The following is a 13,408-nucleotide window of genomic DNA, read 5'->3' on the forward strand; positions in this document are numbered from 1 at the left end:
AAAACAGGGTGCGAATTGTCTGAATTGTCTGAAATCCCCTCCCTGATCGTGACGGCGGAAAGCAGTCCGCGTCCGCGCGCGGGGTCTGCTGGGCCAGTCTAGGGGATGGGGAAAGGCGGGGGGCGAAATACCGGGTGCGGCAGGCGCAAACCCTTGCGGCGTGGGGAACTGGCGTCCGGAAATGCGGGATTTCGGAGGCGCAGAGCCAGCTCACGTCCTCATGATTATTGCCAGACCCCGACGACGACGTAGCAGTAGGCCTCGCTGCAATCCAACGGCTGCGCATAGATCCAGTAGGTCTGACCCGCCTGCGGATAGAAGAGCAGCGTGCTGGCCCCCGTGTGGGGCTGTTCATAGGCGACCTGGCGGTTCTGGAAATCGACCACGCGGAGCTGCAGGCGACTGCAATCGGTGTCGCAGGCCGCAGTCACCCGCACGGCGGAGCCCGTAGCGGGTACAGTGGACCGCCGGAAATGCTGACCCGCCGTAACGCGACTGAGGTCAAAGCTCAGGTTGGAGCTGTAAGACACGCCATCCGCCACGGCGTCCAGCCGGTCCAGCGCGCCGCGAACGTAGGCGCTCTGGGACTGGGCCTGCGCCATACCGGCCATGCCCGCGAGCACCAGGGCAATGAGCCCCATCAATCCCCGTTGTCGCATCCCACGCCCCGAACCTTAATCTGAAGGATGTCTAGCGACTCCCCCAAGTCTGGTGAAGTTGCGACGGGCTGACGGCATCTGACAAGTCCGCCGATCGTCGATTTTCGACTTTGGTTTTCGGTCGAAATGCATACCATCGGTGGAGCAGGCCGCCGAGCCGGGGCGATCCCCCTGATCACGGGGAATGTTTAGGGATACTGAACGCCATGGCGATCGCCATCCGATTACCAGCAGGGCTGAAGCCGTGGGCCGCACTCCTGTGTGCGCTCGGCGCGCTCGCTCTGGCCGATACGGCCGCCAAGGCGCAGACCCGAACAGGCGACGTGTTCCGTGATCCGTTCATTTCCGGGCCTGGCCAGGGTCCGGAGATGGTGGTTCTGCCCGCAGGGCGCTTCACAATGGGTTCGCCGGAGTCGGAGCACAGGGGATTTGGTGATGAAGGCCCCCAGCGCATGGTTGAGATCGGGCATCGCCTGGCCGTCGGCCGCTACGAAGTGAGCGTGGATGAGTTCAGCGCCTTCGCGGAAGAGACCGGCTGGAGTCCGGACGAGGTCTGCCTGAGGTGGTTCAGCGGTCAAGTGCGCGCGATGCCCGGAACGAACTGGCTATCCCCCGGGTTCGAGCAATCAGGCGGTCATCCGGTGACGTGCGTCTCATGGCTTGATGCGCAGGCCTATGTGGACTGGCTGAACCACAAGACGGGCCTCACGGACCGTGCGGACCGCTACCGCCTGCTGAGCGAGGCGGAATGGGAATACGCCGCAAGGGCCGGCTCGGACACCGATTACAGCTTTGGCGATGATGTCAGCCAGCTGGATGACCACGCCTGGTATAGCCGCGACCGCTTCCGCCCCTACGGCAACACGCATCCTGTCGGCCGCAAACTCCCCAACGCCTTCGGCCTTCATGACATGCACGGCAATGTGTGGGAGCTGGTCGAGGATTGTTATTCCGACAGCTATGAAGACGCGCCCACCGACGGCTCGGCCCGCACGAGCGATGATTGTCCCGACCGCGTCGTCCGGGGCGGCGCCTGGGACAGTGGCCCGGACTACCTGCGTTCCGCCCAGCGCTCCTATGACTGGCCGAGCAGCAGGACAAATTCGACGGGCCTTCGTGTTGCGCGGACGCTTCCCGACTAGGGAGGCGGGTGTCCTGACAGGCGCCGCCCGCTGACCGGGAGTCGAGAGCGGGAAGCGGTTCCCTGTCAGCCCCGACCGCAGTCTCCGCGCTGCCTGCAAGAGGACCCGTGGCGTCGGCGATTTATGAGTGCGCGCCCTGGCCCTTCGGGATCACCAGCCGGAAGGTCGTGCCCTCCGGACCGGTGGAGGCCAGGGTCAGTTCGCCGCCGTGGTTGGCGGCCAGTTCGCGGGCGATGGCGAGGCCCAGGCCCGTGCCCCCCGCCGAGCCCGCCACGAAGGGCTGGAACAGCCGCTCGGCCACGCGCGGGGCGATGCCCGGCCCGTCGTCGGCGATGGTGAGGATGACGCCGTCGGGTCCGATCACGGCCTCCACCGTCACCTTCCCCTTGGCCTCCTCGCCCCGCGCGCCCTGGATGGCGTGGCGGGCGTTGCGCATCAGATTGACGAGGATGCGGTGCAACTGGTCCGGGTCGGCCTGGATCAGGGCGCCGGGGGGGATCCTGCGCACCAGCCGCACCCCGCGCGGCTCCAGCCCCGCGTCCTCGGCGGCGGCGGCCACGGCGGTCTTGAGGGGCAGGGACTGGCGCTCGGGCTCCGGCTCGGCGGTCTTGCCATAGTCCAGAACGTGGGTGGCGAGGGTGGCGGCCCGGTCCAGCGCCCGCTCCAGCCGGGGCAGGGCCTTGGCCACCTGGGGGTCGGGGCTGCCGGCCAGGCGGTCCGAGGCCATCTGGGCCGAGGTCAGCATGTTCCTGAGGTCGTGGTTGATGCGCGCCACCGCCTCGCCCAGCGCAGCCAGACGGGCGCGGGAGCGCAGGGCCTGACGCACCTCCTCCTGCATGCGGGCCAGTTCGTCCTCAACCCGGCCGATCTCGTCGCGGCGGCCCTGCGGCGGCTCGGAGGCGGCCTCGGGGTCGGCGCGGAAGCGCTCGATGGAAATGGTCACCCGCCGCATGGGGCTGAGCACCAGGAAGGCCAGGGCGGCGTAGAGCAGGCCCCCGGCCGCCCCGGCCACCACCAGCGACAGCAGCAGGCTGTTGACCAGATAGGCGCGCAGCTCCTGTTTCAGGGGCTCGGCCGGGGCCACCACCTCGATGAAGTCGCCGGAGCGGTAGCGGGGCCGGGCCATCACCCGCAGCGAACGCTCGGGATGGCCCGCCAGGGTGCGCCAGGGGTCCGTCAGGCGGGCGCCGGGGTCGGACTGGCGCAGGTCGATCAGTTCGGGCGTGCGGGGCAGGGCGGGGGCCTGCAGCAGCAGACGACGCACGCCCTCCTCCTGCACCGCCACGGCCTGGACGCCGCTGATCTGCAGCAGCTGGCGGGCGGTGTCGTCCTCGACCAGCGAATAGGGCAGGGCCTCGACGCCCACCGAGGCCAGTTCGGCGGCGCGGATGCGGTCCAGCAGCCAGCGCTCGTGGAACGAGGCCGCGCTGGGCGCCAGGATCAGCCCCACCACCGCCAGGGTGAACACCCCGGTCAGCAGCAGCAGCCGCGCCGACAGGCCGTCGGGACCGCGCAGCCTGGGCAGGCGCGAGCGCATCATGCCGCGGTCCGGGGCGCGCATCATGCCGCCGCGTCCGGCGCGCGCGGGCTCAACCGCCGCATGATCAGCGGCAGCACCAGGGCCAGGAAGGCGACTCCCATCAGGGGCCATGCGAACTCGTTGAACAGGGCGCGAAGGTCAGGATCCTCATTGACCGACAGAATGTCGTTCAGCCCGTCTCCGATCCAGCAATAGATGAAATGGGCGGGCAGCAGGCCGACGAAGGTGGCCAGGGTGTAGGGCCGGAGCGGGGCCGAGACGACCCCGGCCGCTATGTTGATCAGGTGGAACGGCACCGTCACCACCAGCCGCGACACCAGCACATAGCGGAAGGTGTCGCGGTCCACCCCCTCGCAGATGCGCTGGATCAGGCCGGGCCGGGCCGCCGCCTTCTGACGAAGGGTCTCTCCCAGCGCCGACCGGCCCGCCGCATAGACGATCAGGGCGCCCACGGTGGCCCCCAGGGCGGTGGCCACGCCGCCCACCCAGGTGCCGTACAGATAGCCTGCGGCCACGGTGACGAAGACCACGCCGGGAATGACGCTGGCGGTCAGAAGGGCGAACAGCAGGGTCAGGCCCAGCAGAGTCAGCAGGTAGTGGTCCGCCACGAAGGCGTGCAGCGCCTCGCCGTGGTCCTTTAGGGTGTCCAGCGACAGATACCGGTTCCAGCCCATGCCCAGGATCAGGGCCGCGAGGGCGACCACGCCCAGGAGGGGCGCCAGCCGGACGATCCAGTGCCTGACCGTGCTTTCGCCCATGGGCTGTCTTATTCTCCTGTAAGCGCCCGGAAAGCCCGTTCGCCGTTGACTCCCGGGCCGGCCCGACTTATACGCCCGCCCTTCCTGCAGCGGACATCCTTGCTCGCCGCACAACCCTGATTGCCGGAGCCTTATCGTGAAGCGGACCTATCAGCCGTCCCGACTCGTGCGCAAGCGCCGTCACGGCTTCCGTTCGCGGATGGCCACCAAGAACGGTCAGAAGATCGTTGCGCGCCGCCGCGCCAAGGGCCGCAAGCGCCTGACGGCGTAAGCGCCCAATGCGCCTTCGGGCGCAGGACGGAACCATGTTCAAAATCGAACGCCTGACTTCGCGGCCCCAGTTCCTGGCGGCCGCGAAGGGCGTTTCAAAGGCCTCCGGCGCCGTGGTGATCCAGGCCCTGGACCGGGGCGACGGCGAGGCCACGGTGGGGGTCGGCTTCACCGCCACCCGGAAGGTGGGCGGGGCGGTGGTCCGCAACCGCGCCAAGCGCCGCCTGCGCGAGGCCGCCCGGGCGCTTTTGCCCCTCCACGCCCATCCCGGATACGACTATGTGCTGGTGGCCCGTCAGGGCACGCCCGACCGCGCTTGGGACCGATTGCTTGACGATGTGAAAAGCGCGCTGATAAGGCTCGCGCCCAGTTCCGGCCCGGCGTCCACGCCCGCGGCCGCTCCGTCGATCTCCGACGTCCCTTCAACGCCGACCCGTGACCCTTCCGGCCAGGACCGCTGACCCATGCAGAATGAGAGCACCCGCAACACGATCCTGTTCATCGTGTGCACCGTGGCGATCCTGCTTCTTTATCAGCTGTTCGTGCTGCAGCCCTCGACCGAGCGCCAGCGCGCCGAGCAGCAGGCCGCGGTCGAGACGACGGTCGACGGCCCCGCCACCGCCTTCCGGCCCGAGACGGCGGTGTTCACCGACCGGCGCACGGCCCTGGCCACCGGCCCGCGCGTGCCGATCAGCACCCCGACCATGGCGGGCTCGCTGTCGCTGCAGGGCGCGCGCATCGACGACCTGTTCCTGACCAACTACCGCGAGACCCTGGACGGGGAGGACCCGGTTGAGCTGTTTCGGCCGCAGGGCACCGAACACGCCTATTTCGCCCAGTTCGGCTGGCTGGGCCAGAACATCCCCGGCGTCCCCGGCCCCAACACCGAATGGACCCTGACCGAGGGCTCGACCCTGGCGCCCGGCGCGCCGGTCACCCTGACCTATGACAACGGCCAGGGCCTGCGCTTCACCCGCCGCATCGAGGTGGACGAGCAGTACGTCTTCACCCTGACCGACACGGTGGCCAATCTGGGTTCGCAGGCCATCACGCTTGCGCCCTACGGCTCGGTGCAGCGGCACGGGGTGCCCGACGACCTGGGCCGCCAGTTCATCCTGCACGAGGGCGCCATCGGCGTTCTGGGCGACCGGCTGCGGCTGGAGAAGTACCGCGACTGGGAGGACGAGCCGCGCATCGCCTATGAGTCCACCGGCGGCTGGCTGGGCATCACCGACAAATACTGGCTGGCGGCCCTGCTGCCCGACCAGACCGAGGCCATCGACGCCGAGCTGCGCGTGCGCCGGGTCGGCGAGGTCAACATCCACGAGGCCAATATCCTGGGCGCGGCGCGGGTCATCAATCCGGGCCGCCAGATCACCGAGACCCAGCGCCTGTTCGCCGGGGCCAAGCGGGCCGAGATCCTGCGCGGCTACGAGAACAGCCTGGGCATCCCGCGCTTCGACCAGGCCATCGACTGGGGCATGTTCTGGTTCCTGACCCGGCCGATCTTCCTGACGGTGGAGTTCTTCTACGGCCTGGTGGGCAATTTCGGCGTCGCCATCCTGCTGCTGACCGTGGTCATCAAGCTGCTGCTCTTCCCCCTGGCCAACAAGAGCTACGAGAGCCTCTCCAAGATGAAGATGCTCGCGCCCAAGATGGAGGAGATCAAGAAGAAGCACGGCTCGGACCCGCAGAAGCAGCAGCAGGAAATGATGGCGCTGTATCAGCGCGAGAAGATCAATCCGCTGGCCGGCTGCCTGCCGATCCTGTTGCAGATCCCGGTGTTCTACGCCCTGTACAAGGTGCTGTTCGTGACCATCGAGATGCGGCACGCGCCCTTCTTCGGCTGGATCCAGGATCTCTCCGCCCGCGACCCCACGAACGTCTGGAACCTGTTCGGCCTGATCCCGTGGGATCCCGCCTCGGTTCCGCTCATCGGCGGCCTGATCGGCGTGTCCAACACCGGCATGGGCGGGTTCACCCTGTCCCTCAGCGTGCTGGCGATCGTCTACGGCCTGACCATGTGGCTGCAGATGTCCATGAACCCGCCGCCGCCGGACCCGGTTCAGCGCAAGATCTTCGCCTTCATGCCGTTCGTGTTCACCTTCATCATGGCCCCGTTCGCGGCCGGCCTGCTGATCTACTGGGCGTGGAACAACATCCTGTCGATCCTGCAGCAGTACGTGATCATGCACCGCTTCAAGGCCGAGAACCCGATCGACAGCTTCATCGACCGGTACATCAGGAAGAAGGCCTCGTGAGCGAGTTCACCGATGAGGAGGTCGAGGCGGCGCGGGTGCTGTTCGCCCGCCCGGCCACCTTCATCATGGGCTGCGCCAAGATCGAGCAGCTGCCCGAGCCGGACCTGCCCGAGGTGGCCTTCGCCGGGCGCTCCAATGTGGGCAAGTCCAGCCTGATCAACGGGCTGGTGGGCATGCACAAGCTGGCCCGCGCCTCCAATGAGCCGGGGCGGACGCGGGAGGTGAACTTCTTCGATCTGGACGGCAAGATGCGTCTGGTGGACCTGCCCGGCTATGGCTGGGCGAAGGCGTCCAGGGGCGAGGTGAAGCGGTTCCAGAACCTGGGCCGGGACTATCTGCGCGGCCGGGTGACCCTGAAGCGGGTCTATCTGCTGATCGACAGCCGCCACGGGCTCAAGAAGGTGGACGACGAGGCCCTGGACGCCCTGGACGAAGCCGCGGTCAGCTACCAGATCGTCCTGACCAAGGCCGACAAGCTCAAGAAGGGCGAGGCCGAGGCCATGGGCGAAAAGACCCTCAAGGCCGTCTCCAAGCGCCCCGCCGCCTATCCCTTCGTGGCCGTGACCTCGGCGGAGAAGGGCCACGGCATCCCCGAACTGCGCGCCGAGATCATGCGCACGACGGGGGTGGTGCTCTAGCGGGGCTTGGGGCGCGGCTCGCGCACCCCATATGGGCGTCATGCCCAGACTTTCCGTACTCGACCTGTCGCCGGTGCCCCAAGGGTCCGACGTTTCCCAGTCCCTCGCCAACACCCTTGATCTGGCCCGACACGCCGAGCGGCGGGGCTATCATCGCTACTGGCTGGCCGAGCACCACAACATGCCGGGCATCGCCAGCGCGGCCACTGCGGTGGTGATCGGCCATGTGGCGGCGGGGACCAGCACCATCCGCGTCGGCGCCGGGGGCATCATGCTGCCCAACCACGCGCCCTATGTGATCGCCGAGCAGTTCGGCACCCTGGCGGCGCTGCATCCGGGCCGCATCGACCTGGGGCTGGGCCGCGCGCCGGGGACGGATCAGGCCACGTCGCGGGCCCTGCGCCGGACGCTGGACGGCGGGGTCGACGACTTCCCCCGCGACGTCATGGAGCTGATGAGCTGGTTCGAACCGGCCGAGGAGGGCCAGCGCATCCGCGCCACGCCGGGCGAGGGGCAGGAGGTTCAGGTCTGGATGCTGGGCTCGTCCACCTACGGGGCGCAGCTGGCGGCCCATCTGGGCCTGCCCTACGCCTTCGCCAGCCATTTCGCCCCGGCCGAGCTGGAGCGGGCGCTGGCCATCTATCGCTCGTCGTTCCAGCCGTCGAAGCGTCTGGGCGAGCCCTATGTGATGCTGGGCTACAATGCCTTCGCCGCCGACACCGACGAGGAGGCAAAGGACCTGTTCACCTCGGTGCAGCAGGCCTTCGTCAATCTGCGCACCGGCAAGGCGGGCAAGCTGCCGCCGCCGCGCCCGGGCTATGCGGAGGCGCTGGACGCGGACGCGCGCGCCATGATCGATCAGGCCCTGTCCTGTTCGGCGGTGGGCTCGCCCGAGACGGTGAAGACGCAGCTGGACGCCTTCATCGATCGTCACAAACCCGACGAGTTGATGGTCACAAGCCAGATCTTCGATCACGCCGCGCGGGTGAAGTCCTATGGGATCCTGGCGGAGGCGGCCGGACGCTGATTGGCTTCGGCCCGGCCTCCGGTCGCGGCGCCTCGAACACGTAGAAGCCCCGCTCCAGCAGCTGTCGCGCGACCTCGGCGTCCAGTGCCGTCGGCCGTGGTTCTGTGTGGTCCCCATCCATGACCCTGTAAACCGGCCGTGTTCGTGATCGGTTCCGGAATGTGGGGAACATTCCCCGCCTCGTCCGGTTGTCGGCGGTCACTCCAATGGAAGGGAAACGGCCATGACCGAGAAGACCCTGGATAACCTGTTCTACGACACCCTCAAGGACATCTATTACGCCGAGCGAAAGATCGCCAAAGCCCTGCCGAAAATGGCCCGCGGCGCGCAATCTCCTGCGCTGAAAGCCGCCTTCGAGAAGCATATCGAGGAGACCGAGGGCCAGATTGAGCGCCTGCAGCAGGTGTTCGACATCATCGGCAAGCGCGCCATGGGCAAGACCTGCGAAGCCATCGAGGGCCTCATCGCCGAGGGCGAGGAAATTCTCGAGGACTACAAGGACACGCCCGCTCTGGACGCCGGTCTGATCTCGGCCGCCCAGGCGGTGGAGCACTACGAGATCGCCCGCTACGGCACCCTGAAGCGCTGGGCCGAACTGCTGGAGCTGCCCGACGCGGTGCGCCTGCTGGACGAGACCCTGAAGGAGGAGTCGAAGACCGACTCGGACCTGAGCAAGCTGGCCGACGAGTCCCCGAACCCGCAGGCCCTGGCGGCGGAATGATAAAGCCCCTCTCCCGGCGGGAGAGGGCTGCGCGCACGGATGCGTGAGCATCCGTGGTTCGCGCGCAGGGTGAGGGTCGGGGGCGTCGTCTCGCCCAACCGGCCCTCATCCCCCGCGCGCAGAACCTTCGCTGTCGCTCCGGTGCGCGGGGTCCCCTTCTCCCAATGGGAGAAGGATGAGGTGACAGCGCCGCCCATGTCCGCTATCGCGCCGGGGCGATGAACCAGGTTCCCATCACCGAAGACGAGCGGCAGTCCGAAGACCGCAGCTGGGCCACCGCCAGGACCCTGGCCGAGGCGCTGCCCTATATCCAGGTCTATGACCGCCAGACCGTGGTCATCAAATACGGCGGCCACGCCATGGGCGACGAGGCCGTGGCCAAGCAGTTCGCCGCCGACGTGGTGCTGCTGAAGCTGATGGGCGTGAACCCCGTGGTGGTCCACGGCGGCGGCCCGCAGATCAGCGCCATGCTGGACCGGGCCGGCGTGAAATCCGAGTTCGTGGACGGCCTGCGCGTCACCGACGCGGCCACCATGCAGATCGCCGAGATGGTCCTGTCGGGCGCAGTCAACAAGGAGATCGCCAACTGGATCACCGAGGCCGGGAAACAGGCCGATGTGCGCGGCGTGGGCCTGTCGGGCAAGGACGCCGGCCTGCTGACGGTGGAGAAGACCCGCCGCACCCGCCGCGACCCCGACAGCATGATCGAGCATGAGGTGGATCTCGGCTTCGTGGGCGAACCCACCAGGGTGGACCCCAAGCTGATCCGGGGCCTGATCGCCTCGGAGTCCGAGGACTGGGTGCCGGTGATCGCCCCCATCGGCGTCGCCGAGGACGGCAAGACCTACAACGTCAACGCCGACACGGTGGCGGGCGCGGTGGCCGGGTCGCTGCAGGCCAAAAGAATGCTTCTGCTGACCGATGTGAAGGGCGTGCTGGACAAGGACGGACAGGTGATCCGCCAGATGACCGTGGCCGAGGCCGAACAGCTGATCGCCGACGGCGTCGCCACCGGCGGCATGATCCCCAAGCTGGAGACCGCCATGGCGGCGGTGAAGGCCGGGGTCGAGGCGGTGGTCATCCTGGACGGACGGCGCAGCCACGCCATGCTGGTGGAGCTGTTCACCGAGCACGGCGCCGGAACCCTGGTGAAGGCGTGAGCCCGTCCCTCGATCACGTCGAGCACTGGGTGTTCGACATGGACAACACCCTTTATCCGGCCGAATGCGGCCTGATGGGGCGGGTGCAGGACCGCATCAACGCCTTCTTCGTGCGCACCGTGGGCATGGGCCCGGCCGAGGCGCGCCAGCTGCAGCTGAAATATCTTCGCGACCACGGCACCTCGCTGAGCGGCCTGATGCTGAACCATCGGGTGGACCCCGGCGCCTTTCTGGACGAGGTGCACCGGGTCGAGCTGGACTGCCTGACGCCGGACCCGGTGCTGCGGGATGGTCTGTCGCGCCTGCCGGGGCGGCGGCTGATCTTCACCAACGGGGCGGCGGCCCATGCGGAGCGGGTGCTGGACGCCCTGAAGATCGCCGACCTGTTCCACGACGTGTTCCACATCGAGGCCTCGGACCTGATCCCCAAGCCGGACCCGCGCGCCTTCACCCGCATGATCGAGCGGCACGGGGTCGATCCGCGCCGCGCCGCCTTCTTCGAGGACACCGAGAAGAACCTGAAGCCCGCCGCCGACATGGGCATGGCCACGGTGCTGGTGGGCGCCCACGCCCCGGCCTCCACCGCCCCCTTCGTGGATCACCGCACCGAGACCCTGCCGCCGTTCCTGAACCGCCTGCCCTTGAGAGACGCCGCATGACCCATCCGCTGGAATCCGTGATCGAAACCGCCTGGGAAAATCGCGCCGATCTGTCGCCGTCCACGACCGGGCAGGCGCGCGACGCGGTGATGGAGGCCCTGGACCTGCTGGACTCCGGTCAGGCCCGGGTGGCCTCGCGCGGCGAGGACGGCGTCTGGACCACCCACCAGTGGCTGAAGAAGGCGGTGCTGCTGTCCTTCCGCCTCAACGACAACACGGTCATGTCCACGGCGGGCAAGGGCTTCGGCTCGCCCCACGCCGGTCACGGCCCCTGGTGGGACAAGGTCCCCAACAAGTTCGGGACCTGGCACGCCGAACAGTTCCGCGCCGCGGGCTTCCGCGCCGTGCCGGGCAGCTTCGTGCGCCACGGCGCCTTCATCGGCCGCAATGTGGTCCTGATGCCCTCCTTCGTGAACATCGGGGCCTATGTGGACGAGGGCGCCATGGTGGACGCCTGGGCCACGGTCGGGTCGTGCGCCCAGATCGGCAAGAATGTGCACCTGTCCGGCGGGGCGGGCATCGGCGGGGTGCTGGAGCCCCTGCAGGCCAACCCCACCATCATCGAGGACGGCTGTTTCATCGGCGCCCGCGCCGAGGTGGCCGAGGGCGTCATCGTGCGCGAGGGCGCGGTGCTGGCCATGGGCGTCTATCTGTCGGCCTCCACGAAGATCGTGGACCGGGCCACCGGCGAGGTGTTCCGGGGCGAGGTGCCGGCGTATTCCGTCGTGGTGCCCGGCGCCCTGCCCGATCCCAACGGCGGGCCGTCCCTGTACTGCGCCGTCATCGTCAAGCGCGTGGACGCCCAGACCCGGGCCAAGACCGGCGTCAACGAACTGCTGCGGGACTGATGAGCGAACCCGACGACAAGACCGAAGGCCCTGCGCCCAGCTGGGGCCCCATGCGCTCGTTCGGGCGCATCCGCTCGCGCACGCTGAAACCGCGCCAGGCGGCCCTGTTCGACACCCTGCTGCCGACCATCGCCCTGCCCGACCCCGAGGCGGGGCCGATCGATCCGAAGGCCCTGATGCCCGAGGCGACCGAGGTCTGGATCGAGATCGGCTTCGGGGGCGGCGAGCATCTGGCCGAACAGGCGCGACGTCATCCCCACGCCCTGATGATCGGCTGCGAGCCCTTCCTGAACGGGGTGGGTTCGGCCCTGCGTCATGTGGAGGAGATGGGGCTGAAGAACGTGCGCCTGCACGCCGGGGACGCGCGGGCGGTGATGGCGGCCCTGCCGGACGCCAGTCTGGACCGGGTCATGATCCTGTTCCCCGACCCCTGGCCCAAGGCGCGGCACAACAAGCGCCGCCTGATCCAGGACGAGACGGCGGTGGAGATCGCGCGGGTGCTGAAGCCCGGCGGCCGGCTGCGCTTCGTCACCGACTGGAAGGACTACGCCGCCTGGGCCCACGAACGGTTCCTGCGCACCGAGGGGCTTGAATGGCAGGCCGAGCGGGCCGACGACTGGCGCACCGCGCCCGCCGACCATGTCACCACCCGCTATGAGGAAAAGCAGCTGGGCGACACCCCGCCGCTGTTCCTTGAGTTCGTGCGGACCTGATCAGCTCTGGTCGGGGATGATCGGCGGGGGCGATCCCTGCGGATCGGGATGGCCGGTGGTGCGGTACTTGACCGTCTCGGGCGAGATGACACCGGCCGAGACGATGAACTGGATGGCCTCGTTCAGGGTCCAGTCCAGCCACACCAGCCGCTCCACCGGCACGATCTCCACATAGCCCGAGGTCGGGTTCGGCGTGGTCGGCACATAGACCGCCGCCAGCTCCTCGCCCGTGTCCGAGGCGCGGAAGCGCTGGGTGACCAGGCCCACGGTGCGCATCTCGGGCGAGGGGAACTCGATCAGCACCACCTTCTGGGCGCCCTCGGTGGGGGACTGGAAGCTGGCGATCAGCTGGCGCGCCGAGCCATAGACCACGCTGCCCACCGGGATGCGGGTGATGAAGTCCTCCACCATCCGGCCCACCAGCCGCCCGATGACGCCCTTGGCCATTAGCCCGATCACCACCAGGGCCCCCAAGGCCACCACGATGTTCAGCACGGTGGAGGTCACCGGATGCAGCAGGAAGCCTTCCAGCCCCGGGGCGATCATCAGGACCGTGGCGTTGAACGGTCCGGTCATCAGCCCGCCCACGAAGGCGGCCACCTGCAGCACCAGCCACAGCACCCAGAGCGTCAGGGCCAGCGGCGCCACCGCCACAGCGCCCACCACCAGGGCCTCGGAGGCGCGGGCGGCCCAGGACTTCACCCGGATCCGGGTCAGGCGAAGTTCCTCGTCGGTGAAGGCCCAGCGTTTCATCAGAAATCCACCGCCAGGCCTTTTTTCTCCCAGTCGCCATAGCGCGTCGGCTCGGCCCCGCGCGGCCCGCCCTGTTCGGGCGGCAGGTCCAGCGGCGGCGCGGCGGCGCGGCGGGCGGCGGCCTCCTCCAGCGCGCGGCGCGCGGCGGGGCTCAGGGGCTTGTCCTGGGCGGCGTCCGGCAGGTCCGGGTTCAGCAGGACAGGAATGTCATCGGCGGGCTGATCGGTCACGGGCGGAAGCTCTTGAGGCGGGGACGGTC

16 protein-coding genes are annotated in these 13,408 nt (G+C 68.7%); 11 read left to right on the top strand and 5 right to left on the bottom strand.

From position 1 onward, the window contains the following. Positions 1 to 224: 224 nt before the first annotated feature. Positions 225 to 659: a hypothetical protein gene (locus tag IWC96_RS12520; protein ID WP_045319113.1), complete on the bottom strand. Its 435-nt coding sequence runs from the start codon at positions 657 to 659 to the stop codon at positions 225 to 227. Positions 660 to 865: 206 nt separating this feature from the next. On the opposite strand from IWC96_RS12520, the gene IWC96_RS12525 reads away from it, so the two are divergent. Then, the gene (locus tag IWC96_RS12525) at positions 866 to 1,801 is read left to right on the top strand and encodes a formylglycine-generating enzyme family protein (protein WP_081703473.1); all 936 of its coding nucleotides are present in this window, start codon (positions 866 to 868) and stop codon (positions 1,799 to 1,801) included. Positions 1,802 to 1,922: 121 nt separating this feature from the next. Here IWC96_RS12525 and IWC96_RS12530 read toward each other — a convergent pair whose 3' ends face one another. Then, positions 1,923 to 3,365: a sensor histidine kinase gene (locus IWC96_RS12530; RefSeq protein ID WP_045319111.1), complete on the bottom strand. Its 1,443-nt coding sequence runs from the start codon at positions 3,363 to 3,365 to the stop codon at positions 1,923 to 1,925. Then, complete coding sequence (locus IWC96_RS12535; protein ID WP_021697668.1) at positions 3,362 to 4,099, bottom strand: TVP38/TMEM64 family protein; 738 nt, start codon at positions 4,097 to 4,099, stop codon at positions 3,362 to 3,364. The genes IWC96_RS12530 and IWC96_RS12535 overlap by 4 nt, the downstream gene beginning before the upstream one ends. Before the next feature lie 136 nt (positions 4,100 to 4,235). Between IWC96_RS12535 and rpmH the strand changes: the two genes are divergently transcribed. From rpmH to trmB, 10 genes are all read left to right on the top strand, one after another. Further along, positions 4,236 to 4,370: a 50S ribosomal protein L34 gene (gene rpmH, locus IWC96_RS12540; RefSeq protein ID WP_003164000.1), complete on the top strand. Its 135-nt coding sequence runs from the start codon at positions 4,236 to 4,238 to the stop codon at positions 4,368 to 4,370. A 34-nt stretch (positions 4,371 to 4,404) separates the two neighbouring features. Further along, the gene (locus IWC96_RS12545) at positions 4,405 to 4,830 is read left to right on the top strand and encodes a ribonuclease P protein component (protein ID WP_021697667.1); all 426 of its coding nucleotides are present in this window, start codon (positions 4,405 to 4,407) and stop codon (positions 4,828 to 4,830) included. A gap of 3 nt (positions 4,831 to 4,833) precedes the next feature. Next, entirely contained in the window at positions 4,834 to 6,630 is a 1,797-nt protein-coding gene (yidC, locus tag IWC96_RS12550) for a membrane protein insertase YidC (RefSeq protein ID WP_021697666.1), read from the top strand. Further along, positions 6,627 to 7,268: a ribosome biogenesis GTP-binding protein YihA/YsxC gene (gene yihA, locus IWC96_RS12555; RefSeq protein WP_021697665.1), complete on the top strand. Its 642-nt coding sequence runs from the start codon at positions 6,627 to 6,629 to the stop codon at positions 7,266 to 7,268. The genes yidC and yihA overlap by 4 nt, the downstream gene beginning before the upstream one ends. Before the next feature lie 40 nt (positions 7,269 to 7,308). Continuing rightward, a complete protein-coding gene (locus IWC96_RS12560) occupies positions 7,309 to 8,295 on the top strand; it encodes an LLM class flavin-dependent oxidoreductase (RefSeq protein WP_045319122.1) in 987 nt (328 codons plus the stop codon). A 223-nt stretch (positions 8,296 to 8,518) separates the two neighbouring features. Next, complete coding sequence (locus tag IWC96_RS12565; RefSeq protein WP_021697663.1) at positions 8,519 to 9,016, top strand: ferritin-like domain-containing protein; 498 nt, start codon at positions 8,519 to 8,521, stop codon at positions 9,014 to 9,016. Positions 9,017 to 9,234: 218 nt separating this feature from the next. Then, positions 9,235 to 10,176 (top strand): acetylglutamate kinase, encoded by a 942-nt coding sequence (argB, locus tag IWC96_RS12570; protein ID WP_021697662.1) that lies wholly within the window; start codon positions 9,235 to 9,237, stop codon positions 10,174 to 10,176. Next, positions 10,173 to 10,835: a pyrimidine 5'-nucleotidase gene (locus IWC96_RS12575; protein ID WP_045319110.1), complete on the top strand. Its 663-nt coding sequence runs from the start codon at positions 10,173 to 10,175 to the stop codon at positions 10,833 to 10,835. Before argB ends, IWC96_RS12575 begins: the two co-directional genes overlap by 4 nt. Continuing rightward, on the top strand, positions 10,832 to 11,683 hold the full coding sequence (gene dapD / locus IWC96_RS12580) for a 2,3,4,5-tetrahydropyridine-2,6-dicarboxylate N-succinyltransferase (protein ID WP_021697660.1): 852 nt from the start codon (positions 10,832 to 10,834) through the stop codon (positions 11,681 to 11,683). The genes IWC96_RS12575 and dapD overlap by 4 nt, the downstream gene beginning before the upstream one ends. After that, positions 11,683 to 12,396 carry a tRNA (guanosine(46)-N7)-methyltransferase TrmB gene (gene trmB, locus IWC96_RS12585; RefSeq protein WP_021697659.1) on the top strand — a complete coding sequence of 238 codons (714 nt, stop codon included), beginning with the start codon at positions 11,683 to 11,685 and terminating at the stop codon, positions 12,394 to 12,396. Before dapD ends, trmB begins: the two co-directional genes overlap by 1 nt. On the opposite strand, the gene IWC96_RS12590 is transcribed toward trmB, so the two are convergent. Next, positions 12,397 to 13,149 (bottom strand): DUF502 domain-containing protein, encoded by a 753-nt coding sequence (locus tag IWC96_RS12590; RefSeq protein ID WP_196839032.1) that lies wholly within the window; start codon positions 13,147 to 13,149, stop codon positions 12,397 to 12,399. Continuing rightward, positions 13,149 to 13,379, bottom strand: coding sequence for a DUF1674 domain-containing protein (locus tag IWC96_RS12595; protein WP_021697656.1), 231 nt, complete (start codon positions 13,377 to 13,379; stop codon positions 13,149 to 13,151). The genes IWC96_RS12590 and IWC96_RS12595 overlap by 1 nt, the downstream gene beginning before the upstream one ends. Positions 13,380 to 13,408: the final 29 nt, after the last annotated feature.

The sequence above is a fragment of the Brevundimonas sp. BAL450 genome, assembly GCF_015767455.1.
GTDB lineage: Bacteria > Pseudomonadota > Alphaproteobacteria > Caulobacterales > Caulobacteraceae > Brevundimonas > Brevundimonas abyssalis.